Raw genomic sequence first — 23957 nt, 5'->3', positions numbered from 1 at the left:
GCCTTCCCAGCAAGCCGCACATTCCTATCGCGCTGCCGCAATCGCCTTCACCCTGGCCCTCGCCAGGGCCTCGCCCACCGCAGGGCCCTTCAAATGGACTAGGTCCAAATCCCGCGCCTGCACCGACAGCGCCGCCTGGTGCAGGCGCTTGAGCGTTTCACCCTGTGGGTAGTCGGCATCCTCAAATCCCAGCCGGCCCCGCTTGTCGGCCTCGCAGCACAGCGCGATGCGGGCCACGCGCTCGGGCCGGCGCAATGCATCGCAGCGGCCCAGCAGCTCCAGCACGGTGGCATCGCGTAGTTCATCGATGCGGTGCACGTTCAAGTGCTCGCGGCAGACCGCTTCGGCCAGTTGCTGGTGCTCGGTGGGAATCTTCATCCGCGCGCACAGATCCTTCAGCGGCTTGATGCCGCGCTGCTCGTGCATGATGTGGCGCGGCCATTCGTCCGGCGGGGTCAGGCCCTTGCCGAGGTCGTGGGTGAGGGCGGCGAAGCCGACCAGGTCATCACCCGGCGCCAGTTTCGCGGCCATGTCGCTGACCATTTCCTGGTGGATGCCGGTGTCGACCTCCGGGTGGAACTCCGCGCGCTGCGGCACGCCGTACAGTGCTTCCAGCTCGGGCAGGATCGGGCCCAGCGCATGCGCGTCGTGCAGCGTGCGCAGGAAGGCAGAGGGCCGTTCACTGGCCAGCGCCTTGCGCAGTTCCTGCCACACTCGCTCCGGCACCAGTGCATCCAGTTCGCCACTGGCGGCGACCTCGCGCATCAGCGCCATGGTCTCTTCGGCAACGGTGAAGCCCAGTGGCGCGAAGCGCGCCATGAAGCGCGCCGCGCGCAGCACGCGCAAGGGATCTTCGACGAACGCAGGGCCGACGTGGCGCAACACGCGCTGTTCAAGATCACGCACGCCGCCGTAAGGGTCGACCAGCGCGCCGGTGCCTTCGTCGCAGGCAATGGCGTTGATGGTGAAGTCGCGGCGCTGCAGGTCCTCTTCCAGCGTCACCGCCGGATCGGCGTCGACCACGAAGCCGCGATAGCCGCGGCCGGATTTGCGCTCGGTACGTGCCAGTGCGTATTCCTCGCCGGTCTGCGGGTGCAGGAATACCGGGAAATCGCGGCCCACCGCAGTGTAGCCCTGCGCTTCCATCTGCGCGGGTGTGGCACCGACCACCACCCAGTCGCGGTCGCCGGCGGGGCGCTGCAGCAGGCGGTCGCGCACGGCGCCGCCGACAAGATAGATCTTCATGGGGCGATGATCGCATGGTCGGCGCAGATGCACCGGTAGTGCCGGCTGCTGGCCGGCAACCCGTGGACAATGGCGGTTGCCGGCCAGGGGCCGGCACTACCGATGCAGAGGCATTACGCCAGGCCGCGCCATTCCGGCACGAACAGGCCGGCCAGGAACCACAGCCCGTAGACGATCCACAGGCAGAGGAAGTACAGCTTGATCTGCGCTTCGTCCCACAGGCTGCCCCAGCTGTCGACGAAGGCCAGTGACTTCCAGCCTTCCATCCAGGCCGCGCCACCCCAGCGCAGCACCCAGGTGGCGAGCAGGCTCCAGGCGGCGAACATCCCGATCCAGGCCAGCAGGCTCATCGTTTCCCTCCCCAGGGAATGGATACCGGGCAGTGCCGGCCAGCGGCCGGCACTACCGTGTTGCGATCAATCGCCGCCCTGGTCGGCGTTGGCGGCGCAGCTGAAGCTCTTGCGCTTGTCCACCAGGCGGCCCATCAGGCGGTCGCTCAGCGGCAGCGCATCGCCGTTGAGGCGCCAGTCGTAGATCACGCTGAAGGCCAGCACGCGGGCCACGTACTCACGGGTTTCCTTGTAGCTGATCGTTTCGATCCACAGGTCCGGATCGAAGCCCGGTCGCTGGCCCTGCCAGCGGGCGGTCGGGGTCGGGCCGGCGTTGTAGGCAGCGATGGTCACGTACGGCAGGCCGTCGTACTTGTTCATCAGCTGGCGCAGGTACGCGGTACCGATGGCGATGTTGGTGTCCGGGTCGTACAGACTGTCGGCACCGCCGTAGCCGGTCAGGCCGATCGACTTGGCCACGCCGGCACCGGTGGCCGGCAACACCTGCATCAGGCCCATTGCGTTGGCAGGCGAGCGCGCGCGCGGGGTGAAGGTGCTCTCCGCGCGGATTTCCGCCGCCACCCAGGCCGGGTCGATGGCGTTGCGTGCCGATTCGCGGCGGATGGTGGCGTCGTGGTGCAGCGGGAAGCGCAGGTCGTACAGGCGCTGTTCCTGCGGCTGCTTGCCGAGTGCGAACACGGCGCGGTCGAACCAGCCGTTGTCCTGCGCCACGCGCACGGCGAGGCGGCGCTGGGTGTCATCGAAGCGCGACAGCGCGCTGTTCCATTCGGCCACGGCCCAGCCGGTGCGGTCGATCTGGTACAGCGCCATCGCACGCTGGATGGCCGGGTCGCGCGCGATCACGGCCTGCGCCTGCGCGCTGTCGTTCGGCTTCCACGGGCACAGCGTATAGCCCTGCTGCAACTTGTCGGCGGCGAGGAAGCCGTGGAAGGTGGGGGCACGTGCGGCATCGCGGAACAGCGCCTGGGCCTGCTGTGCCTGGCCGGTCTTCTCCAGCATGCGGCCTTCGAAGTAGCGCCAGCGCGGGTCGCTGCGTTGCTTGCTGCCCATCTTGCGCAGCGCGGTCAGTGCCGCCGGCCAGTCGCCACGCGACATGGCCTCGCGCACGCGCCATTCGTGCAGGCGCTCGTCATACGCTGACTCCGGCACCGCATTGAGGCGGCGCGCCGACTCCGGCAGATAGGAGGCCACCGTCCACAGCGCGATCTGGTACAGCACCTGGCCCTGCTGGTCGGCGCTCAGGCCGAGGGCCTGCGCGTACTGCGGCAGCTGCTGCTCGGTGGCGCCCGGGTCGGCCTTGGCCAGTTTGGCCAGGCCATCGGTGGCGATGCGCCGGCTGCGCTCGTTGCGCGGCCAGTTCAGTGCGCTGGCGTTGGGTTTGTCGACGAAGGCGGCGTACGTGTTGGCCAGTGCCAGGTCGGTGGAGGGCAGGCCGCGCGCTGCACTGCGCATCACCGCCGGCTGCTGCGCGTCGGCGGCGGCGTCGATGCGTTCCCAGCGCAGCGCGTCACTCAGCCCGCCCTGCGCCTGCAGCACGGCGAAAACCGCATCGCAGCCGTCGGGCAGCGACTTGCCGTTCTTGCGCCACAGGTCCTGTGCCTCGCTGATCCACTGCGGATCGACCTTGCCGGTCACCTGGCGCGCGGTCAGCTGGGCGCAGCGCAGGCCGGCGTTGTCGGTCGGTGCCCAGTTGGCCAGCAGGGTCGGCCAGTCCTGGCGTCGCGCGACCGAGGGCAGCCACACGCTGCGGAAGGTGGTGGCCACGGCCTGGCCGTCGTAGCGCTTGAGGAAGGCCTGTGCCTGTGCGGTATCGACGGTATCGATGTTGCGGCGCAGGTTGGCGTACTCCAGCCAGCCATAGGCCGGGTGGCGGCTGAGCGCACCGGCCTGGCCGGGATCGAACTGGCCGCGCTCGGCGGCAGCGATGGCGGCTTTCAGCTGCGCGTTCTGGGCATCGAGGGACTGGGCATTGGCGCAGCCGATCAGCAGCGTGGTGGCCAAGGGCAGCAGGGACAGGGCGGTCGAAGAGCGTCGGGTCATGGCGCCCAGCATAGCGGGCGCTGGCTGAATTCAGTTTCGCATTGCGTGCACGCCGCAGCTCGGCAACGGCAGCTGAATGTTGCGGATACCGGCACTGCCATTCGGGGCGGCACGCGCCGTAGTGTCGGCCTTGGGCGAACCGCCCGGCTGCAGGGAGCGGCACATGGCGTTCAGTAGCGCAGGACGAAGCGGCCCGCTGGCGGAGATCAATGTCACGCCACTGGTGGATGTGATGCTGGTGCTGTTGATCATCTTCATCGTGACCGTGCCGATCGTGGCCCGGCCGATTGCCGTGCAGTTGCCACAGGCCACCGATCGCACGATCGATCGCCCGGAACCGCCACCGCCGATCGAGCTGCGCCTGGATGCGTCCAACCAGCTGAGCTGGGACGGGCAACCGATGGCGATCGGCGATCTGCAGGCGCGCCTGCAGGCGCAGGCGGGTGAGCACGCCGGCAACCTGCCGGAGCTGCGTATCGCCACCGATCCGGCGGCCGAATACGAAGGCATGGCCAGGATCCTGGCCGCCGCCGAGGCGACCGGCATGGAGCGCATCGCCTTCGTGCGGTGAGTGGGTCAACGGGCGGCCTGCCATCGGCAGGCCACCCTCCCTGCGACGGAGCGCGGTATGCAATACGGGACACAGCACGCGACCCCACTGATGGCCACGCTCAATCTGGCACCGCTGGTGGATGTATTGCTGGTGCTGCTGGTGTTGGTGATCACCACGCTTCCAACGGCGCAGGCCATCGGCGTCCTGCCGTTGCAGCAGCGCACCTGGTGCCCGCCCTGGCCGTACCAATCATCACCGGAATCGATCGATCTGCACATCGATGCCGCAGGGGGCATGTTCCTGAGGGGACAACCGCTGGATATGCCGGCGCTGCAGCAGCTACTGGCGCAGGCGCAGCAGCTGCCACTGCCGCGTCGCCCGGCGGTGCGCCTGTCGACCGCCGACGACACCGATTACCAGGACATGGCGCGTGTGCTGCTGGCTGTCAGCCAGCACGGCGTGCGCGTGGACGCACTTGCCCGCCCGTGGGGGCACTGGCAAGACGGCTTGATGAAAGACGGTTGATCTCGGCGCGCACTGTCGCAGCTGGCATCTGTGCTGCGCACGGCGAACAGTACCGTCCGGTCTTAATCTGTCGTCATTTGACGTAATCAGCTGTCAATTGCGTCAATTCCGCGTGAAAGGGTGTCGATCATCACGCCGTGATTTTTACCGCTTGTTTACAAAGGAGACGCTGCCGCCATGCAGGGGGGAGCGCGGCAGTCCATGTCCCGACATTCCTTTGGAGAGAGAGCGAATGATTCACCTGCATCACCGCCCGTTGGCGGTCGCCGTCGCGCTGTGCGTGACGGCCCTGGCACCGCTGGGTGCCGCTGCACAATCCACCACCAACCTCGATGCGGTGGAAGTCACCGGTACCCGCATCAAGCGCGCTGAAGTCGAAGGCCAGGTGCCGATCCAGACCCTGACCCGCGGTGACATCGAGCGCACCGGCCTGACCTCGATCGGCGAGGTGCTGCAGCAGCTCACCGGGTCCGGTTCGGCGCTCAACGCCAAGTTCAATTCGTCCGGCAACTTCGGCTTCCCGCCCGATGGTAGTGGCGTGGGCGCCGGTTCGGCGCAGGTCGATCTCCGCCACCTGGGCGCCAAGCGCGTGCTGGTGCTGGTCGATGGCATCCGCTGGGTCAATGAATCGTCCGCGTCCGGCGTGGGCTCGGCCACCGACCTCAACACCATTCCGCTGGCCATCGTCGAACGCATCGAAGTGCTGGAGGACGGTGCGTCATCGCTGTACGGCTCCGACGCCATTGCCGGCGTGGTCAACATCATCACCCGCCGCGATTTCGATGGCGGCCAGGTGACGTTGAACTACGGCGAATACAGCAAGGGCGACGGCACGCAGAAGGGCGTTGACCTGGCCTGGGGCAAGAGCGGCGATCGCTTCAGCCTGTTCCTGGGCGCCAGCTGGACCAAGCAGGACCCGGTGTTCGCCAAGGACCGCGAGCAGTCGCGCTTCCCGATTCCGGGCACCGGCCTGGCGTTCGGCAGTGGCGGCATTCCGCAGGGCCGCTTCGCCTTCGTCGATCCGAACACCGGCGCCTCGCAGAACATCGTGCCCAATACCGGTGTGAGCAATCCGCGTTACGACGGCAGCGCCGGCTGCAACCGCAGCGATGACTACCATTGCTTCACCAGCGCCGACCGCTTCAACTTCGCCGAATACAACATGGTGCTGACGCCGTCGGAGCGCAAAGGCCTGTTCGGCCAGTTCCGCTTCGACATCACCGACAACGTGCAGTGGTACGTCAAGGCACTGGGCAACCGCCGCGAGTCGACCAACCAGGCCGGGCCGGAGCCGCTGTTCTTCGGCCCCGACGGTGCCACCGGCAATCCGCTGGCCGACAACATCGTGGTCTCGCGCCTGAACCCGTACAACCCGTTCGGCTTCGACCTGGTGTCTGGCGACAACATGAGCCTGATCGGCCGCCGCCCGGTGGAAGGCGGTGCGCGCGTGTTCAAGCAGAAGGTGGACACCACCTATTTCGCCACCGGCCTGGTCGGCGACTTCCATGCCGCCGACCGCAGCTGGTACTGGGATGTCAACGGCATGTACAGCAAGAACAAGGCCGAACAGACCAACTACGGCAGCTATGACATCTACAAGGTGAACATGGCACTGGGCGATCCGGCGGTGTGCGCCGCGACCCCGGGCTGCGTGCCGCTGAACATCTTCGGCGGCGTCGGCTCGATCACCCCGGACATGCTGAAGTGGATCCAGCCGGTGGTGCGCGACCGCAGCCAGAATGAGCTGAGCCTGTTCACCGCCAACCTGTCCAGCGAGCTGTTCTCGCTGCCGGCCGGCCCGGTGTCCTTCGCCACCGGCGTCGAGCATCGCAGGTACAAGGGGTCCTACCAGCCCGATCCGTTGACGGTGATCGGCCACTACAACGGCGTACCGTCGCAGCCGACCTCCGGCTCCTATGACGTCAACGAGGCCTACCTGGAGCTGAGCGTGCCGATCTTCGCCGACTCCTCATTCGGCAAGAAGCTCGATCTCAGCCTGGCCGGGCGCTATTCGGACTACTCCACCTTCGGTGGCGAGTTCACGCCGAAGTACGGCCTGCGCTGGCAGGTGACCGACGACTTCGTGCTGCGCACGACCTATGCCGAAGGCTTCCGCGCACCATCGATCGGTGAACTGTACGGCTCGGCCGCGCGTGCCGACCTGCAGCTGTTCGATCCGTGCTCGGTGGGCCTGGGTGGCACGCCGCCGCGTGGCAGTGCGGCCAACTGTGCCGCGCTGGGCGTACCGACCGGCTTCCAGCAGGCCAACTCGCAGATCTCGGTGACCACCGGCGGCAACCGCGAGCTGGACCCGGAACGTTCGCGCAGCTTCAGCGCCGGCTTCGTGTGGAGCCCGTGGTTCGGCAACAACGCGTCGTGGTCGGAGCGCTTCGATGTGGAGGTGACCTTCTACCGCCATGCCATCGACGGCGCGATCCAGGCGATCAACGCGCAGACCCAGCTGGACCTGTGCGTGGATACGCTGGACCCGATCTACTGCAATGGCATCACCCGCGCCAGCACCGGTGCGGTCAGCAGCTTCAACAACCGCCTGACCAACCTGGGGTCGATCAAGACCGATGGCTGGGACGTGGACCTGTTCTGGACGTTGCCGCAGACCTCCATCGGCCAGTTCAAGCTGGCCTGGAAGAACACCTTCGTCGGCCGTTACGAGGCCACCGGTGCGGCCGGGCAGAAGCAGCCGCAGAAGCCCGGCGTGGAAGTGGCCGACAGTTCGATTCCGGAGTGGACCAGCAACGCCAGCATCGGCTGGATGATGGACCGCTGGAGCGCCAACTGGACGGTGCGCCACATCTCCGAGCTGACCGAGAACTGCGGTGATGCTGCGGTGTTCCCGGTGTGCAGCAACCAGGCGGCCGGCACCAACACGCTGTCGGCCACCACCTTCCACGACATGCAGGTGGGCTACAAGATCGACTGGATGAAGGGGCTGCAGCTGACCGCTGGCCTGAACAACGTGTTCGACAAGGATCCGCCGATCTGCCTGTCGTGTTCGTTGAACGGCTACGACGCCTCGACCTACGACATCCCGCGTGGCCGCTACTGGTACCTGCGCGCGGACCTGCGTTTCTGACCTCGGGATGCCGCGCCGGGACCCTCCCGGTGCGGCACTCGACGCTACGGAATGCACGGCGCCGGGTTACCCCGGCGCCGTTTGCATCAGAACGACCAGGTAAAGGTCAGCGAGCCGTTGCGGCCATCACCGAAGGCACCGTAACCATTGATCTGCGACAGGTATTTCTTGTCCAGCAGGTTGTTGAGGTTGGCCTGCACGCTGAACTCCGGCGAGATGCGATAGCGCACGAAGGCGCTGGCCAGCGCATAGCCGCTCTGCTCGATGCGGCCGTAGGCGGGCACCGTGTAGTAGATGCGGTTCTGCCAGTTGGCGCCGCCGCCGACGGTCAGTTCCTGCAGCGACTGCGGGGTGTAGCTGGTGAACAGCTTCAACGCGGTCTGCGGCAGGTTGGTGTTGATGTCGCTGCCGTTGATGTCCTTGGCCACGTAGCGCGATGCGCCGAAGGTGGCATTCCAGCCCGGTGCCAGCTCGCCGTTCACTTCGAACTCGAAGCCGCGGCTGACGGTGCCACGCGCGGCAATCGAAGCGAGTTCACCCGGCCGGCCGATGATCGGTTCATTGGTGGCCTGGGCGACGTTGTCCTGCTCGATGCGGAAGACCGCCAGCGAGGCATTCAGGCGATTGTCGAACCAGGCGGCCTTGACGCCCACTTCGTAGCTCTTGCCATCCACCGGATCGAGGTAGCGATCGTTGCGGTCGCGCGCGGTCTGTGGCTGGAAGATTTCGGTATAGCTGGTGTAGGCAGACCAGGTGTCGTTGATGTCGTACACCAGGCCGGCGTAGGGCGTGGTCACCTTGTGTTCGCGGTCATCGTTCTCGCCTTCGCTCTTCCAGTCGGTGTAGCGCGCACCGAGGATCAGCTTCAGCGGGTCGGCCAGCGACAGGCGGGTGGCGAGGTAGCCGGCCTTCTGGGTGATGGTGCCGCGGCTGGCCAGCGCCAGCGGGTTCCAGTTGGGCTGGCTGATGTTGCCGGTCCAGTTGAAGTAGCTGGCAAACGGATCCCACAGCAGGTTGGCGCCGCCCACCTGGTAGTCGCCGTAGTTGGCGTATTCACGCTTGTTGTAGCTCAGGCCGGCCATGAACTGGTGTTCGCGGCCGAACAGGCGGAACGGACCATCCACGTAGCCATCGATGGCGTTGACCTTGCGCTCGGTGTTGTAGAAGCCGGCCGACGGCGAGATGCCAGCACCGGTGGTCTTGTTGAAGTTGGAGGCCCCGGTGACCCAGTTGTTGTAGGCCGGATAGAACAGCTTGTCGTCGGCCTTGGTCTCGTCGTGGGTGGCGCCGATCTTGAACTTCCAGCCGTTGCTGAAGGCATGCTGCAGCGTGGTGAAGGCACGCTTGCTGGTGGTGTCCCAGTAGGTCCAGTCCGGGCTGGCATTGAAGGACTCGTCATACGGCGTGCGGCTGCCGTCCGAGTACAGCATCGGGAAGCCGCCCCAGGTGGCGCCATTGGCGCGCTTCTGCTGGTAGTCGTAGCCCACGCTCAGCTGGGTGTCCGGGGTCAGGTCGGCATCGATGACCGCGTAGCCCAGCGTCTTGCGCTGGTTGTAGCGGTCCATCTGGCCGTCGGTATCCAGGTAGCTGCCGATGACGCGGCCACGCACGGTACCGCTGGCATTGAGCGCGCTGCCCACGTCCACGGTGGTGCGGGTGCGGCCCCAGCTGCCCACGTTCACCGAGACGCTGCCGGTCAGTTCGGCGCTGTCGGCATGCTTGCGGATCAGGTTCACCGATGCCGACGGATTGCCGGCACCACTGAGCAGGCCGGTGGCACCGCGCACCACTTCCACGCGGTCGTACAGGGCCAGATCGAGGCCGGAATCACCGTAGCTCCAGTTCTGCACCATCTGCGTCGGCAGGCCATCGAACTGGTAGGCATCGATGTAGAACCCACGCGCGTAGAACTCGGTGCGCTCGCTGTCGGACTGGGTGCTGGTCACGCCGGTGGTGTTGGCCAGCACGTCGATGATGTCGTCCAGCTTCTGGTCTTCGATGCGCTGGTGGCTGATGATGCTGATCGACTGCGGGATCTCGCGCGGTGCCAGGTCGAAACGGGTACCGGCCGAGGTGCGGCGCACCGAATAGCCTTCGGCGCGCTCGCCCTTGACCACGACCTTGTCGAGGGTGGTCGGGTCGGCGGCGGCGTCGGCGAAGGCGGCCGGGGCGATGGCCAGGCCGAGGGCGGACAGCACCGCCGCGGACAGGCGATGTGGCAGAACGGGGGAGGTCGAACGGATCATTGGGGTTCCTGGACGGGCACGTGCGTGCGTCCGACCGGCTTCCCGGATGGTCTGGCGCCGCGGCTGGTGGGGATCTCACGCCGCTGGCGGAACCCTGCGTTCAGGGCGGTGGCTGGGCAATGCGAGCACGGACGAACCGTCCTGGCCGTCCGCAAAACGCAAATAGCGTAATGGGAATTGTTTCCGTTTACAAATGGGCGAGGGCGGTGCGCATGCTGTCGCGGTCTCTAGTCCTGCGGTGGCAGGCGTTCGGCCTGGACCTTCATGCGCGGCCGTTCCCCCTCGATGCCGACGGCGTATTCGACGGTGATCACTACGTCCTCGTCGAGTCCGCGCACATCCAGGGACTGCACCTTCCCGGTCACGTATTCCGGGAACAGCCGTTCCGAGTCGGCGTAGTTCGTCCCGGCGGCCAGGCAGGCCAGGGTGCGCTGGATGTTGATCGTGGCGAATTCGGTGGACGTATTGGGCAGCAGCCAATCGCAGAACTGCCTGCCCGCAGGGGTGCCGCCATGCGTGCAGTGCTTGCTGAAGCTGCTCCAGTCGCTGACCAGTTCAATCGCCGGCTGGGTGCCGATCGAGGCGCTGTTGGCGAAGGCAAGAAGATGCGCACACAACGGGTCGCGGCGTGCCTGCACGGTGCTGCAGCTGGTGACCAGCAGCGCCAGGGTGACGAACGGCGCGATGGTGCGAAGGCGGGTCATCGGTGTGCTTCCCTGTCACTGCGGTCGATGATGCGTCTGGCCGGGCGTGGCGTCGAGCCTGGTCGGCCAAGGGGTCAGCGCAGCAGCGGCAGCGGGTCGCGCGCGCCCTGGGAACCGTAGATGCCCCAGTGCAGGTGCGGCGGCGTGCCCTTGGCGTTGCCGCTGTCGCCGACATGGCCGAGCAGGTCGCCGGGCCGGACCACCTGGCCGCGTGCCAGACCGTCGGCCCAGCTTTCCAGATGCGCGTAGTAGTAGCGTTCCCGTCCCGGCCCGATCACCCACACCTGGCGGCCGCCAAGCCCGCGTTCGCTGACATCGGCGACGACGCCAGGCGTGGCGCTGCGCACCGGCGTACCGCGCTTGGCAAAGATGTCTATACCCGCATGCGTGCGGTCACGACCGCGCGGCGCACCGAAGGTGTCGGCGATCTGCCTTGGGCGCACGCCCTGCACCGGCACCGGCAGCGCGGTGGCGGCGGGCATCCGCGCGAGTGTCCACAACATCTTCGGTGCAGCCGCCCACGGGCTGTTCCACAGTGCGACCCCCGCAACCACGGCGATGGCCAGCCACAGGCCGCGCAGCAACCAGCGGCGCAATCGACGGGCCGGGGAATTCAGTATGCTCATGTCTGCAGAATGTAGGATCGAGTCATGCTCGACGGCTGTTGCTTTGCGGTCAAAGGGGAGTCGTCAAAGGGCAGTCGAGCAAGCTCGACTCTACAGGGCCGGTAGCAGCGGCACTTCGAAACTCCGCTTCAGCGTCCCCAGTGCCACCGAGGTCCGGAAGCGCTCGATGTTGCCATCACCGCCGAACAGGCGCTCGGTGATCGCCTCGTATTCTTCCATCGACGCCGCTGAAAGCAGCAGCAGGAAGTCGCCGTCGCCGGTGATCGAGTAGCACTGCTGCACCGCCGGGTCGTCCTGCACGCGGCGCTTGAACGGCGCCACGCGCTCGCGCTGCTCGCTGACCACGCGCACCTCGACGATGATGGTCAGCGGTCGCCCGACCTTGGCTGCAGCGACCACTGCCACATTGGCCGCGATCACGCCGCTGTCCTGCAGGCGCTTGATCCGGCGCTGCACGGCCGGGGTGGACAGGTGCACGGCCTCGGCGATTTCGCGCTGCGGCAGGGTGTTGTCCCGCTGCAGCAGGTCGAGGATGGCGCGGTCGAAACTGTCGAGCACGGGGGCGATGGCCATGGCGAGCAGAAATTGCACGAACGGGCTGTCAATTGAGCCAAGTGCTCGGCGTGGGCGCAATAGACTTTGCCCATGCAGACCTCACGATTCGCGCCGATGTTGCCGGCGCTGGCGGTGCTGGGCTCGGTCACCTCGCTGGCCATCGGCACCTCCTATGCAAAACACCTGTTCCCGCTGATCGGCGCCCAGGGCACCAGCGCGCTGCGCGTGGGCTTCTCGGCGCTGTTGCTGCTGCTGTTCTGGCGGCCGTGGCGCTGGAAAACCAGCCGCGTGGATGTGATCACCATCCTGCGCTACGGGCTCACCCTGGGCCTGATGAACCTGCTGTTCTACATGGCCCTGCGCACGATTCCCTTCGGCATCGCGGTGGCCATTGAATTCACCGGGCCGTTGACGGTGGCGATGCTGTCATCACGACGACCGATCGACTTTGTCTGGGTAGGCTGCGCGGTGGTGGGGTTGTTGCTGCTGCTGCCGTTGGGGGGCGGCCCGGCGCTGGACCCGGCCGGTGTGCTGTATGCCATGGGTGCGGCGGCGTGCTGGGGCCTGTACATCGTGTTCGGCAAGCGCGCCGGCCACCTGCACGCCGGGCATTCGGTGTCGCTGGGGCTGCTGGCGGCATCGCTGGTGGTGGTGCCGGTGGGCGTGGTGCATGCGGGTAGCGCGCTGCTCGATCCGAAGATCCTGGCGGCGGGGCTGCTGGTGGCGCTGGTATCCAGTGCGATCCCGATGTCGCTGGAAATGATGGCGCTCAAGCGCCTGCCCAAGGAGACCTTCGGCATCCTGATCAGCATGGAACCGGCGGTGGCCGCGCTGTGGGCGATGCTGCTGCTGCACGAGCACCTGCATGGGCTGCAGTGGCTGGCGATCGGCTGCACCGTGCTGGCCTCGGTGGGCAGTACGATGACCGCGCGAAGGCTGAAGGTGCCGGTCACCGCATGAAAAAAGGGACGGAGGGGATTAAGTCGTTTGTGCCACAAACGACTTAATCCCCTCCGTCCCTTTTTTCAGCGCAGGGCGTCGGCCGGGACGTCGATCGCCATCGCCAGGGCGAGGTGATCGGAGAACGCGGCCGGTACGGCCTCCACGGTGCGGGTCTGCAGCCCGCTGCTGACCAGGATGTGGTCGATGGCGCGGTCGGGGCGCCAGCTGGGGAAGGTCGGCACGATGCAGCCGGGCGGCTGCAGCCGGGTCTTCTGGTACAGCACCTGCATTTCCGGGCGTTCGGCCAGGCAGTTGAAATCGCCCATCAGCACCGCGTTGGGATGGTCGGACAGCAGCTCGGCGATGAAGCCCAGCTGCGACATCCGCGAGCCCGCGCCGAGTGACAGATGCGCCACCGCCACGGCGAGGCCGTCGGTACCGTCGCCGAACTTGGCCAGCAGCACGCCGCGCCCGCCGATGCGGCCGGGCAGGGCGTGGTCCTGCACTTCCACCGGTTCCAGCTTGCTCAGCAGGCCGTTGGCGCTGGAGGCGACCCCGCCCATGCGCCGGTTCGGCTGGTGGCTCCAGTAATTGAAGCCGGCGCGCTGGGCCAGGTAATGGGTCTGGTTGGTGAAGCCCGAGCGCAGGCTGCCCGGGTCGGCCTCCTGCAGGCCGACGATGTCATGTTCGCGCGCCAAGGTGGCAATCGCGTCAAGGCTGCTGCGCTTGCGACCCGCCGGCAGCGCATGTGACCAGCTGCGGGTCACATAGTCGCTGTAGCGGCGGGTACTTGAGCCGGCCTGGATGTTGGCCGTCAGCAAGCGCAGGGTCCGTGTACGGGGGGAATTCACGGCCGGGAAACGCTTCTCTTGGATCAGTGAGCCTGGGCCGCACCGCGTTCGCGGGCGATCAGGTGGTCGGCAATGCGCAGCATGTCCGGGAAGCTCTTGCCCTTCACCAGGTACTTGCCATTGACGATGATCGACGGGGTGCCGCTGATCTGGCTGCGCTGGGCGAACTGCTTGGCCGAGTTGGTCTTGGCGTTCACCGCGAAGCTGCCCATGGTGGCGGCGAACTGCTTCGGATCCACGCCATAGGCGCCGTAGAACTTGGCGATGTCGTCCACCGAGTCACGGCCGCGCTCGCCCTTCAGGGTCTTCTGCGAGTGGATGGCGGCGTACAGCGCTTCGTGGGTCTTCTCCTGCACGCCCAGGGTCTGCGCGGCGTAGAAGGCACGGGCGTAGTCATCCCAGGTGCCGCCGAACATGGCCGGCACGTAGACGAAGTTCACGTCGCTCGGCAGGCCGGCCTTCCACGGGCCGACCAGCGGCTGGAACGCGGCACAGGCCGGGCAGACGTAGCCGAAGATCTCGGTCACTTCGATCTTGCCGGCGGCCGGCTGGAACGGCTGGCCGTTCGGGATGACCTGGTAGTCGGCGCCTTCCACCGGGGCCGGGCCGGTCAGCGCGGCGGTGGTCGGGGCCGGAGCGGCCGCCGGAGCGGTTTCGGCCGCAGCCTTGTCGCCTTCGGCAGCGGCCGGGGCAGCGCCTTCGGCGCCCGCCGCCGGAGCGGCCGGCTCGTTGCTGGCCGGGGCCGCTGCCGGTTCGGCCGGAGCCGCGGTGGTGTTGGTGCTGCCGTCGTCGGCCTTGCAGGCGGCCAGGATCGGCAGCAGCGCTGCGAGGGCGAGGGCGGCGAAACGGGTCTTCATGGAAACGTCTCCAGCATCTGGAATGGTGGGGCCGGCGTCAGGCACCGGCCAGAGGGAAATGATGACACGCGGCGGCGACAGCGCCGTGTCGATGGTGGGTGTTGGTTCAGCGGCCGCGGGCCGCGCGGGCCTGGGCGATCAGTGCCGAGGCGATGCGCAGCTGGTCGTCGAAGCTGTTGCCACGTACCAGGTACTGGCCGTTGATGATGATGGCCGGGGTGCCCGGCACCTTGGTGCGCTGGGCGAACGCGCGGGCGGCATCGACCTTCTTCTGCACCGCATCGCCACGCAGCGCCTGCAGGTAGCGGTCCGGGGCCACGCCGTAGGCCTTGTAGAAGTTGGCGAGCTCATCGGCCGAGATGTTCTGCATCGGCAGCGCGCCGTCCTGGTGCAGGGCCTTGAATACGGCGGCATGGCTGCGCTTGGCCACGCCCACTTCGTCAGCGGCGTAGTAGGCCAGGGCCCAGGCATCCCAGGCGCCGCCGAAGGCGGCCGGCACCGGGGTGAAGCGCACGTCGGCCGGCAGCTTGGCCGCCCAGGCTTCCAGCTGCGGTTCGAAATGGGCGCAGTGCGGGCAGGTGTAGCCGAAGACCTCGACCACTTCGATCTTCCCGGCCAGCGGCTGGAACGGGCCCGGCTGGGCAATGCGTTCGTAGTCTTTGCCTTCCACCAGCGGTGCGTTGGCAGGGGTGGCGGCACTGGCGGCCAGCGGCAGCAGGACCAGCAGGGACAACAGCAGGCGGGGAATCAACCTCATCGACACGCATCTCCGTTGAAAAAAGCAACGCCGGCGCGGTCGCCGGCGTGAAGGAAACATACCGCAGGCAGGGGCCGCGGTGGCGGCCCGGGCCGACCAGTGGTGGTCAGGGGGCGGCAGCCGGTTGCGTTGGCGTGGCCGCAGCGGCCAGGTCGTCGGCCTTGTTGTGCAGGCCCTGCAGGTAGCTCGACAGCGCCTGCACCTCCTGTTCGCTCAGCTTCTGCGCGACCGTGGCCATGATCTGGAAATGGGTCTTGTCGGTCTCATGGGTCTGCCCGGCCTGGTACTCCTGCAGGCGTCGCGCGACATAACTGGCGTGCTGGCCACCGAGATGCGGATAGGCGGGCCCCGGATTGCCCGCGCCGCTGGGGCCGTGGCAGGCCATGCAGGCCGGCAGGCCGCGCTTGGCGTCGCCACCGCGGTACAGCTGCTGGCCGATCTCGTAGAACTTCATGCCCTTGTACGGGCCGTCGGTGACCGCCGTATCGTCGGCGATGCCGGCCGTGGCCTTCTGGGTGGCGAAGTAGGCGCCGATGTCACGCATGTCCTGCGGGGTGAGGTTCTGCACGAACGGCACCATCGCCACCGCCGCGCCGGAACTGCGCTGGCCATTGGCGATCAGGGCCATCTGCTGGGCCACGTAGCGTTCGCTCTGGCCGGCGATGGACGGGTACATCTCCACCGTGGCGTTGCCGTCGGCGCCGTGGCAGGCCGCGCAGGCCGACGCCTTGGTCTGGCCGGCCTTGGCATCGCCCCAGTGGGTCTTGCTGAAATCCACCTCCAGCGAGGCGGTGTTGATCGGCCCGTTGTCGGGCAGCGGGGTCAACGTGGTCTGCGCGAACGCAGCGGCGGCAACGACTACGGCAGTGGCAAGGGCGGATACGGCAAGAACGCGAGCGTGGCGCATGCTGAAGCTCCGTATGGACCGGGCCGGGCGGTGGCCGCCGGCATCGCCCGGATTATCAACGGCGTTTCCGCGCACGGTCAACGCAGCAGTGCAGCAAAATGCCCGCAACGGCCGCCGGCACGGGCGCGCGGCGCCGCAACATGCGATCCTAGGCACATGTCATTGCTCATCGAACGCGCCCGTTACCACCTCTCGGCCCACAACGTGCGGCAGCTGCCGCCCGATGAAGGCGCCGAAGTGGCCTTCGCCGGACGCTCCAACGCCGGCAAGTCCAGCGCCCTCAACGCGCTGACCCGCCAGAACGCCCTGGCCCGCGTGTCCAAGACCCCCGGCCGCACCCAGCAGCTGGTGTTCTTCCAGATCACCCCGGACGCCCACCTGGTCGACCTGCCCGGTTACGGCTACGCCAAGGTGCCGCTGGACCTGCAGGCGCACTGGCAGGCCTTCATCGACCGGTACTTCCGCACCCGCGAAGCCCTGAAGGGCCTGGTGGTGGTGATGGATATCCGCCACCCGCTGAAGGATTACGACCGGCAGATGCTGTCCTACGCGGTGCAGCGCGGCATGCCGGCGCACGCACTGCTGACCAAGGCCGACAAGCTCAGCCGCAGCCAGCAGATGCAGACCCTGCAGAAGGTGCGCAAGGAGCTGCACTCGGCCTACGGCGACAGCGTCAGCGTGCAGGTGTTCTCCGGCGAGGACCGTACCGGCGTGGACGAGGCCCGCGCCGTGATCGGCGGCTGGCTGGGGCTGGAATAAGCATTCCCCCGTCGCCCGGCTGGCAGCCGGGCGCTACCCGATCGGGTGGGTGCCGACCTTGGTCGGCACCCCCTCACAACGGCGAATACTCCGCCGGCACCCACGCATAGGCTTGGCCTTCGCTGCGCACATGGCCCAGGCCCGGGAACGGCAGGTGCGCACCGGCCACCCACCAACCGTTGGCGGTGGCCTGCTGCAGCAGGCCGCGACGGCTGGCCGTGGCCGCCTTGCGGTCCGAATCGGCCTCGAACGCGGCCTCCGGGTGTGCGAACTGCACCGCGTGGAAGTGCAGCACATCGCCCCACACCAGCAGTGACTGGCCCTGGCTGTCGAACCGGTAGGAGACGTGGCCCGGCGTGTGGCCGTGGGTATCCATCGCCACCGCGCCACCGGGCAGGGCATCGCCGGGGCTGAAGGTGCGCAGGTGGCCGCTGGCCTGGTACGGCGCTACTGCGGTGCGCGCCAGTGGGAAGGCGAAGCGCACGCCCTTCGGCGCCGTGGCCTCGCTGGCCGGGTTGAGCCAGTAATCGGCATCGGCCCTGGACAGCCACACGGTGGCATTCGGGTAGGCCGGCTTGCCCTGCGCGTCGAGTACGCCGCACAGGTGGTCGGGATGGGCATGGGTCAGCAGCACCTCGTCCACCTCGGCCGGGTCCACGCCGGAGGCGCGCAGGTTGCCCAGCACCTGGCCCAGGCCGGGGCCGAAGCACTGCGCGGTGCCGGTGTCGACCAGGGTCAGGTGGTTGCCCTGGCGCACCAGGAAGGCGTTGATGGCGGTCTGCAGGCCCTTCTTGTCTTCCGGTACGTAGCGGCCTTCCAACAGGCGGCTGACCAGCGTTGGCGGTACGTCCACCACTTCCTGCCGGCCGAGTGCGACCACGCCATCGAACAGGGCGGTGACCTGCAGCGCACCGACGCGCTGATGGTAGACGCCGGGCACCTGCTGGGTGGGAGCGGGCGAGCTGGCTTCGGCCAGCGCGGCCAGCGGCAGGGCGGACAGGGCCAGCAGCAGGGCGCTGCGCAGGGGCAGGTGATGCAGGGTCATGGCGGTTCTCGGTGGATGACGGGCGGTTCCGTTGCCGGACAGCGTGCCGTGGCCAGCGTGTGCGCGGCGCTCAAAGCAGTGCGCGGAATGCTCAGGGAGGGGGGGTGTCTGCAGGGCTGCGCCCTGCACCTGCTGCAGGCAACAGCAACAGCAACAGCAACAGCCGAAGCAACAGCAACAGCGGGCTATCCGCGGGATGGCGGGATGGGTCCGGTTGCGGGGGACGCCGTAAATACGTCCATGTAGGCTCGGTCGCGCCATCCATGGCGCTCACGCCCCCGCAACCGGACCCATCCCGCCTTCGACAGTTCTCTGCGATCTGTCGGAACGGCGTTCTGTTCTGGTGGGTGTCGACCTTGGTCGACACGGTAGATCTGAACCAAATTTGATTATCGATATCTGACAGATGTGCCGACCAAGGTCGACACCTACCAACAGCACACGGAATCTGTCAGAGGCGGGGCGGTGTCGGAGTGCGGGGTGTCAGCCGCATGGATGCGGCTGCCAAGCCCCCAGGGATGGGTTCACGGCGTCCCCGCACTCCGACACCGCCCCGCCATCCCACGGAATGCAAGCTGTTGCCGTTGCTTCGGCTGTTGCTTCAACGCTTCGGCGGGTGCAGGGCGCAGCCCTGCCGAACCCCCTTAAATGTCTGTGGGAGCCAGTCCGTACTGCTCGGCGAAGCGCTTGCTGAAACTGGCCGCAGACCGGTAACCCGCGCGTGCGGCGACGGTCTTCAACGGTAGGTCGGTGGTGTACAGAAGCTGCATGCCATGCGCCAGGCGAGCTTCCGTCAGCAGCTGGCGCAGGCTGGTGTGCTCAGCGGCAAGGCGGCGACGCAGGGTCGCGCCGCTCAGCGCGAACTGTTCTTCCACATCCCGCGATTGCCAGTCGCGTGCCGGTTCGGCGGCAATGCGGTCGCGGATCTGTTCGCCCAGGCTCGGTGCCTGCGGCAGCAGCAGGTTGCCATGGCCCTGCCGGCACAAGGTCATCACCAGCGAGGCCAAGGCCAGGCGTGCGTCGCTGTAACGGCCATCCTGCAGTGATTGCCGCCACTGGCGCAGCACGACGCCATGTTCGATCAACGGCAATCGGGCCATCGCCGGGCCTGGGCTGGGTAGTTCCTCGTTCCACAGCGTGCGCGCTGCCGCCAGCACTTCGGCACACAGCGGCACAATGGCACTGAGATAGCGGCCACTGCGCGGATCGGGGCTGTTGACCACGTCGATGCGGCAGCGCTGGGTCAACAGCAGGATGTCGCCGGGCGCGAATGCCAGCGACTGGTGCGCGGTGCGCACCTGCTTGCGGCCCTCCAGCAGGATCGCGAACTGCGGTTGCGGAATCTCCACCGAGCTGGCGCCATGCTCGCGGCGTGCGGTGATGCAGGCATAGCCTTCGGCGCGTTCGCAGCCGGCCAGGCCGGTCATCTCGGCCAGCAGGGCGGTGGCGGCGGGCAGCATGGCGGTCATGACACGTGCGCGCCCAGCAGGCGGCCGACAGCGGCGGCGGCGGCCATCGCCAACGCGCCCCAGAACATCACCCGGAGCGCACCACGCAGCGGCGGTGCGCCACCGGCCTGGGCCGCCATCGCGCCGGTCAGGCACAGGCCGAGCAGGGTGCTGGCGGTGGTGATCATCGCAACCTTGTCGACCGGCGCGAGCAGGGCGGTCAGCACCGGCAGCGCGGCGCCGCAGGTGAACGCCCCGGCCGAGGCCAGCGCGGCCTGCAGTGGGCGGGCACGCAGGGTGTCGGTAATGCCCAGTTCGTCGCGGGCGTGGGCGCCCAGCGCGTCGTGGGCGGTGAGCTGCTCGGCGACCTGCCGCGCCAGCGCCGGGTCCAGGCCGCGGTGGCGGTAGATTGCACTCAGCTCTTCCAGTTCACTGTGCGGGTCTTCGTGCAGTTCACGTTTTTCGGCCGCCAGGTCGGCTGCTTCGGTGTCGGCCTGGGTCTGTACCGAGACATACTCGCCGGCGGCCATCGACATCGCGCCGGCCACGGTGCCGGCCACGCCCGTCGCCAGCAGGGTGCTGGCCGAGGCGCCGCTGGCGGCCACGCCGACCACCAGCCCGGCCACCGAGACAATGCCGTCGTTGGCCCCCAGCACAGCGGCACGCAACCAGCCGACACGCTCGGAGCGGTGCAGTTCGGGGTGTCGTGAATGGCGACTCATGGCCGTGAGTGTACGAGGGTCAAGAGGGCGTCGGTAGGATGCTGAAACCCGTCACCGTCGCATGACGTGACGGAGTGCCACGCTATAGTGCGCCCTTGCGATGGAAGGCCTCCAGCCCCACATCCCCCGCCACAGTCCAGCGAGCCTTCCCCTTGTCGAGCCCCAGCCACGTCGCCGATACACCCATTACCGACCGCTCGCAGCTGGTGGAGGTGATCGCCTCCGGCGAGAAGCCCCGCACGCAGTGGCGCATCGGCACCGAGCACGAGAAGTTCGGGTTCCGCCTGGATGACCTGCGTCCGCCGACCTTCGACGGCGAGCGCGGCATCGAAGCGCTGCTCAACGGCCTGGTCCGCTTCGGCTGGGAGCCGGTGCAGGAAAACGGCAACACCATCGCCCTGCTGCGCGATGGCGCCTCGGTGACGCTGGAACCGGCCGGCCAGCTGGAACTGTCCGGCGCGGCGCTGGAGACCATCCACCAGACCTGCGTGGAGACCGGCACCCACCTCAACGAAGTGGCGCAGGTGGCCGGTGAACTGCAGCTGGGCTTCCTCGGCATGGGCTTCCAGCCGAAGTGGAAGCGCGATGAAATGCCGTGGATGCCGAAGGGCCGCTACAAGATCATGCGTTCGTACATGCCCAAGGTCGGCTCGCTGGGCCTGGACATGATGACCCGCACCTGCACCGTGCAGGTGAACCTGGACTACGCCACCGAAGCGGACATGGTGAAGAAGTTCCGCGTGTCGTTGGCGCTGCAGCCGATCGCCACCGCGCTGTTCGCCGATTCGCCGTTCACCGAAGGCCAGCCGAACGGCTACCTGAGCTACCGCTCGCACATCTGGACCGATACCGACGCCGACCGTACCGGCATGCTCGACTTCGTGTTCGAGGATGGCTTCGGCTACGAGCGCTATGTCGATTACCTGCTCGACGTGCCGATGTACTTCTCCTACCGCGATGGCATCTACCACGACGCCAGCGGGCAGAGCTTCCGCGACTTCATGCAGGGCAAGCTGCCGGTGCTGCCGGGCGCGCTGCCGACCCTGCGCGACTGGTCGGACCACATGACCACCGCCTTCCCGGAAGTGCGCCTGAAGAAGTACCTGGAAATGCGCGGCGCCGATGGTGGGCCGTGGAGCCGCCTGTGTGCGCTGCCGGCGTTCTGGGTCGGCCTGCTGTACGACGACACCGCGCTGGATGCCGCCTGGGACCTGGTGCGTGACTTCAGCCTGGCTGAGCGTCATGCGCTGCGCGACGGCGTACCGAAGCATGCGATGAACCTGCCGTTCCGCACGGGCACAGTGCGCGACCTGGCCCGCGAAGCAGTGAAGATTTCGGTGGAAGGCCTCAAGCGCCGCGGCGCTCGCAATGCCGACGGCCAGGACGAGAGCAAGTTCCTGGACGTGCTGCAGGAAATCGTTGAATCCGGGCTGACCCCGGCCGAGCGCAAGCTGGCGCTGTTCCATGGCCGCTGGCACGGCGACGTCGATCCGGTCTTCCGCGAGTTCGCTTATTGATCGCCTCGCGGTAGTGCCGGCCGCTGGCCGGCAGATGTACGGGGTTGCCGGCCAGCGGCCGGCACTACCCAAACGAAAAACCCCGGCATTGCCGGGGTTTTTCATTCTTGCATCTGCCCTGGATCAGGCGGCGTTCGGCAGCGTCGCCATGTCGATCACGAAGCGGTAGCGCACATCGTTCTTCGCCATGCGCTCCCAGGCCTCGTTGACGTTCTTGATGTCGATCATCTCGACATCGCTGACGATGCCGTGCTCGGCACAGAAGTCCATCATTTCCTGGGTTTCGGCCATGCCGCCGATCGCCGAGCCGGTCAGGTGCTTGCGGCCGAAGATCACGCTGCCACCGGTCAGCGGCGGGTCCAGCTCGGTCAGCACGCCGACCAGGCACATGGTGGCCTCGCGCTTGAGCAGGCCCATGTACGGGTTGGTGTCATGGCCGACCGGGATGGTGTTGAGCAGGAAGTCGAAGCTGCCGGCGTGCGCCTTCATCTGCGCAGCGTCGCGCGACACCAGCACTTCGTCGGCACCCAGGCGCTTGGCATCGGCACCCTTTTCCGGCGTGGTGGTGATCATCACCACGTGTGCGCCGAGCGCCTTGGCGAACTTCACGCCCATGTGGCCGAGGCCACCGAGGCCGATCACGCCGACCTTCTGGCCCGGGCCGACCTTCCAGTGGCGCAGCGGCGACCAGGTGGTGATGCCGGCACACAGCAGCGGCGCGGCGGCCTTCAGGTCGAGGGTGTCGGACACCTTCACCACGAAGCGCTGCTCGACCACCACGTGGTCGGAATAGCCGCCGTAGGTCGGTGCGCCGCTCTGGCGTTCACGGCCGTTGTAGGTCCAGGTCGCGCCTTCGGCGCAGTACTGCTCCAGGTCGTGCTCGCAGGCGTCGCAGTGGCGGCACGAGTCGACCATGCAGCCGACGCCGGCGTGGTCGCCGACCTTGAAGCGGGTGACGTTGCTGCCGACTTCGGTCACGCGGCCGATGATCTCGTGGCCCGGCACCATCGGGTAGATCGAGCCACCCCAGTCGTCGCGGGCCTGGTGCAGGTCGGAGTGGCAGATGCCGCTGTAGAGGATCTCGATACGGACATCGTCCGGGCCGACTGCGCGGCGTTCGAATTCGTAGGGAATCAGCGGGTCGGTATGTGAATGGGCGGCGTAACCACGGGCGAGGGACATGGGGAATCCTTGGCAGGGTTTGTCGAAAGGCGTTTTACAATACGCCCCGTACCCAGCGGCAAGAAGCCCGGATATCGGCATGATTCATCAAGTGAAACTGCACAATCATGGCCACTGACAATCTATCCCACCTGGCCGCGTTCGCGGCGGTCGCCCGTCACCGCAGCTTCCGCCGTGCCGGCGCCGAGCTGGCGCTGTCGACCTCGGCGGTGAGCTATGCGATCCGTGCGCTGGAGGAAAGGCTGGGGGTGGGCCTGTTCCACCGCACCACCCGCAGCGTGGCCCTGACCGAGGCCGGGCAGCGCCTGCTGGAACGCTTGCAGCCGGCCCTGGGCCAGGTGCACGACGCGCTGGAAGAGATGAACCAGTTCCGTGCCGCCCCGGCCGGCCTGCTGCGCATCAACGCCACCCGCGCGGCGGTGGCGACCCAGCTGGGGCCGCGGCTTGCACGCTTCCTGCACGCGCATCCGGACGTGCGGGTGGAGCTGACCGAGAACGATGGCCTGGTCGATATCGTTGCCGAAGGCTACGACGCCGGCGTGCGCCTGCATGAGTTCATCCCCGAGGACATGGTGGCGGTGCCGATGGGGCCGCCCCTGCGCGGGCTGATCGTCGGCTCGCCGGACTACCTGCGGCGGCGTCCAGCCCCGCAGCATCCGCGCGACCTGGCCACGCACGAATGCATCCGCTTCCGCTTCGCCAGCGGGCATCTGTACAAGTGGCAGTTCGAGCGCGGTGGGCAGGCGCTGGAGATCGACGTGCCCGGAAGGCTGACGCTGGGCGAGCAGGGCACCGTGGTCGGCGCGGTGCTCGATGGCATCGGCCTGGCTTACGTGCTGGAAGACACCGCGCGGCCGTACATCGAATCGGGGCAGATGGTGGCGGTGCTGGAAGACTGGAGCGAACCGTTCGCCGGCTTCGCGCTGTATTACCCGAAACAGCGGCAGATGCCCGGCGCACTGCGCGCATTCGTGGACATGCTGCGCGAGTGAGTCGCTGCAGGAGTGCCGACCAACGGTCGGCACTCACCGG

22 protein-coding genes are annotated in these 23957 nt (G+C 67.5%); 7 read left to right on the top strand and 15 right to left on the bottom strand.

What is annotated here, in order from left to right; all coding sequences use genetic code 11:
• Positions 1–24 precede the first annotated feature (24 nt).
• The 3 genes from AC5P7U_RS16320 to AC5P7U_RS16310 all read right to left on the bottom strand — a co-directional run bounded on the left by AC5P7U_RS16320 (position 25) and on the right by AC5P7U_RS16310 (position 3647).
• A complete protein-coding gene (locus tag AC5P7U_RS16320) occupies positions 25–1245 on the bottom strand; it encodes a multifunctional CCA addition/repair protein (protein ID WP_495221269.1) in 1221 nt (406 codons plus the stop codon).
• Positions 1246–1358: 113 nt separating this feature from the next.
• A complete protein-coding gene (locus tag AC5P7U_RS16315) occupies positions 1359–1595 on the bottom strand; it encodes a hypothetical protein (RefSeq protein ID WP_495221268.1) in 237 nt (78 codons plus the stop codon).
• A gap of 66 nt (positions 1596–1661) precedes the next feature.
• Positions 1662–3647: a transglycosylase SLT domain-containing protein gene (locus AC5P7U_RS16310; RefSeq protein WP_495221267.1), complete on the bottom strand. Its 1986-nt coding sequence runs from the start codon at positions 3645–3647 to the stop codon at positions 1662–1664.
• A 151-nt stretch (positions 3648–3798) separates the two neighbouring features.
• Between AC5P7U_RS16310 and AC5P7U_RS16305 the strand changes: the two genes are divergently transcribed.
• From AC5P7U_RS16305 to AC5P7U_RS16295, 3 genes are all read left to right on the top strand, one after another.
• Positions 3799–4206 (top strand): ExbD/TolR family protein, encoded by a 408-nt coding sequence (locus AC5P7U_RS16305; RefSeq protein ID WP_414555152.1) that lies wholly within the window; start codon positions 3799–3801, stop codon positions 4204–4206.
• A 57-nt stretch (positions 4207–4263) separates the two neighbouring features.
• Positions 4264–4713 carry a biopolymer transporter ExbD gene (locus tag AC5P7U_RS16300; RefSeq protein WP_495221266.1) on the top strand — a complete coding sequence of 150 codons (450 nt, stop codon included), beginning with the start codon at positions 4264–4266 and terminating at the stop codon, positions 4711–4713.
• A gap of 232 nt (positions 4714–4945) precedes the next feature.
• Positions 4946–7807 carry a TonB-dependent receptor plug domain-containing protein gene (locus tag AC5P7U_RS16295; RefSeq protein ID WP_006469928.1) on the top strand — a complete coding sequence of 954 codons (2862 nt, stop codon included), beginning with the start codon at positions 4946–4948 and terminating at the stop codon, positions 7805–7807.
• Between the two features lie 86 nt (positions 7808–7893).
• Here AC5P7U_RS16295 and fhuE read toward each other — a convergent pair whose 3' ends face one another.
• The 4 genes from fhuE to AC5P7U_RS16275 all read right to left on the bottom strand — a co-directional run bounded on the left by fhuE (position 7894) and on the right by AC5P7U_RS16275 (position 11956).
• Complete coding sequence (gene fhuE / locus AC5P7U_RS16290) at positions 7894–10053, bottom strand: ferric-rhodotorulic acid/ferric-coprogen receptor FhuE (RefSeq protein WP_414555150.1); 2160 nt, start codon at positions 10051–10053, stop codon at positions 7894–7896.
• A 227-nt stretch (positions 10054–10280) separates the two neighbouring features.
• Complete coding sequence (locus AC5P7U_RS16285; RefSeq protein ID WP_495221264.1) at positions 10281–10757, bottom strand: hypothetical protein; 477 nt, start codon at positions 10755–10757, stop codon at positions 10281–10283.
• Between the two features lie 74 nt (positions 10758–10831).
• Positions 10832–11383 carry a M23 family metallopeptidase gene (locus tag AC5P7U_RS16280; protein ID WP_197564714.1) on the bottom strand — a complete coding sequence of 184 codons (552 nt, stop codon included), beginning with the start codon at positions 11381–11383 and terminating at the stop codon, positions 10832–10834.
• 90 nt (positions 11384–11473) lie between these two features.
• Positions 11474–11956 carry an Lrp/AsnC family transcriptional regulator gene (locus AC5P7U_RS16275; RefSeq protein ID WP_308309122.1) on the bottom strand — a complete coding sequence of 161 codons (483 nt, stop codon included), beginning with the start codon at positions 11954–11956 and terminating at the stop codon, positions 11474–11476.
• Between the two features lie 72 nt (positions 11957–12028).
• Between AC5P7U_RS16275 and AC5P7U_RS16270 the strand changes: the two genes are divergently transcribed.
• Entirely contained in the window at positions 12029–12898 is an 870-nt protein-coding gene (locus AC5P7U_RS16270; RefSeq protein WP_308309121.1) for an EamA family transporter, read from the top strand.
• 65 nt (positions 12899–12963) lie between these two features.
• Here the strand turns inward: AC5P7U_RS16270 and AC5P7U_RS16265 are convergent, their stop codons facing one another.
• The 4 genes from AC5P7U_RS16265 to AC5P7U_RS16250 all read right to left on the bottom strand — a co-directional run bounded on the left by AC5P7U_RS16265 (position 12964) and on the right by AC5P7U_RS16250 (position 16252).
• Positions 12964–13701, bottom strand: a complete 738-nt coding sequence (locus tag AC5P7U_RS16265; protein WP_180879119.1) for an endonuclease/exonuclease/phosphatase family protein — start codon at positions 13699–13701, stop codon at positions 12964–12966.
• A 53-nt stretch (positions 13702–13754) separates the two neighbouring features.
• Entirely contained in the window at positions 13755–14588 is an 834-nt protein-coding gene (locus AC5P7U_RS16260) for a thiol:disulfide interchange protein DsbA/DsbL (RefSeq protein WP_414555147.1), read from the bottom strand.
• A gap of 106 nt (positions 14589–14694) precedes the next feature.
• Positions 14695–15345, bottom strand: a complete 651-nt coding sequence (locus AC5P7U_RS16255; protein ID WP_049457690.1) for a thiol:disulfide interchange protein DsbA/DsbL — start codon at positions 15343–15345, stop codon at positions 14695–14697.
• Positions 15346–15451: 106 nt separating this feature from the next.
• Positions 15452–16252: a c-type cytochrome gene (locus tag AC5P7U_RS16250; protein WP_053450785.1), complete on the bottom strand. Its 801-nt coding sequence runs from the start codon at positions 16250–16252 to the stop codon at positions 15452–15454.
• 156 nt (positions 16253–16408) lie between these two features.
• On the opposite strand from AC5P7U_RS16250, the gene yihA reads away from it, so the two are divergent.
• Positions 16409–17011 (top strand): ribosome biogenesis GTP-binding protein YihA/YsxC, encoded by a 603-nt coding sequence (gene yihA, locus AC5P7U_RS16245; protein ID WP_053450784.1) that lies wholly within the window; start codon positions 16409–16411, stop codon positions 17009–17011.
• A gap of 73 nt (positions 17012–17084) precedes the next feature.
• Here the strand turns inward: yihA and AC5P7U_RS16240 are convergent, their stop codons facing one another.
• The 3 genes from AC5P7U_RS16240 to AC5P7U_RS16230 all read right to left on the bottom strand — a co-directional run bounded on the left by AC5P7U_RS16240 (position 17085) and on the right by AC5P7U_RS16230 (position 20226).
• Positions 17085–18056, bottom strand: a complete 972-nt coding sequence (locus AC5P7U_RS16240; protein ID WP_495221263.1) for an MBL fold metallo-hydrolase — start codon at positions 18054–18056, stop codon at positions 17085–17087.
• 644 nt (positions 18057–18700) lie between these two features.
• On the bottom strand, positions 18701–19525 hold the full coding sequence (locus AC5P7U_RS16235; RefSeq protein ID WP_495221262.1) for a helix-turn-helix transcriptional regulator: 825 nt from the start codon (positions 19523–19525) through the stop codon (positions 18701–18703).
• A complete protein-coding gene (locus AC5P7U_RS16230) occupies positions 19522–20226 on the bottom strand; it encodes a VIT1/CCC1 transporter family protein (protein ID WP_271260773.1) in 705 nt (234 codons plus the stop codon). Before AC5P7U_RS16230 ends, AC5P7U_RS16235 begins: the two co-directional genes overlap by 4 nt.
• A 152-nt stretch (positions 20227–20378) precedes the next feature.
• On the opposite strand from AC5P7U_RS16230, the gene AC5P7U_RS16225 reads away from it, so the two are divergent.
• Positions 20379–21743, top strand: a complete 1365-nt coding sequence (locus tag AC5P7U_RS16225) for a glutamate--cysteine ligase (protein ID WP_495221261.1) — start codon at positions 20379–20381, stop codon at positions 21741–21743.
• Positions 21744–21866: 123 nt separating this feature from the next.
• Here AC5P7U_RS16225 and AC5P7U_RS16220 read toward each other — a convergent pair whose 3' ends face one another.
• A complete protein-coding gene (locus tag AC5P7U_RS16220) occupies positions 21867–22925 on the bottom strand; it encodes an NAD(P)-dependent alcohol dehydrogenase (protein ID WP_006469517.1) in 1059 nt (352 codons plus the stop codon).
• A 107-nt stretch (positions 22926–23032) separates the two neighbouring features.
• Here AC5P7U_RS16220 and AC5P7U_RS16215 point away from each other — a divergent pair, with 107 nt between their 5' ends.
• On the top strand, positions 23033–23917 hold the full coding sequence (locus tag AC5P7U_RS16215; protein WP_312564187.1) for a LysR family transcriptional regulator: 885 nt from the start codon (positions 23033–23035) through the stop codon (positions 23915–23917).
• Positions 23918–23957 lie beyond the last annotated feature (40 nt).

This window comes from Stenotrophomonas sp. YJH_SMC_57 (assembly GCF_059369755.1).
Note: the sequence above shows the minus strand (reverse complement) of the source record. Positions and strands in the feature narration are given on the sequence as shown.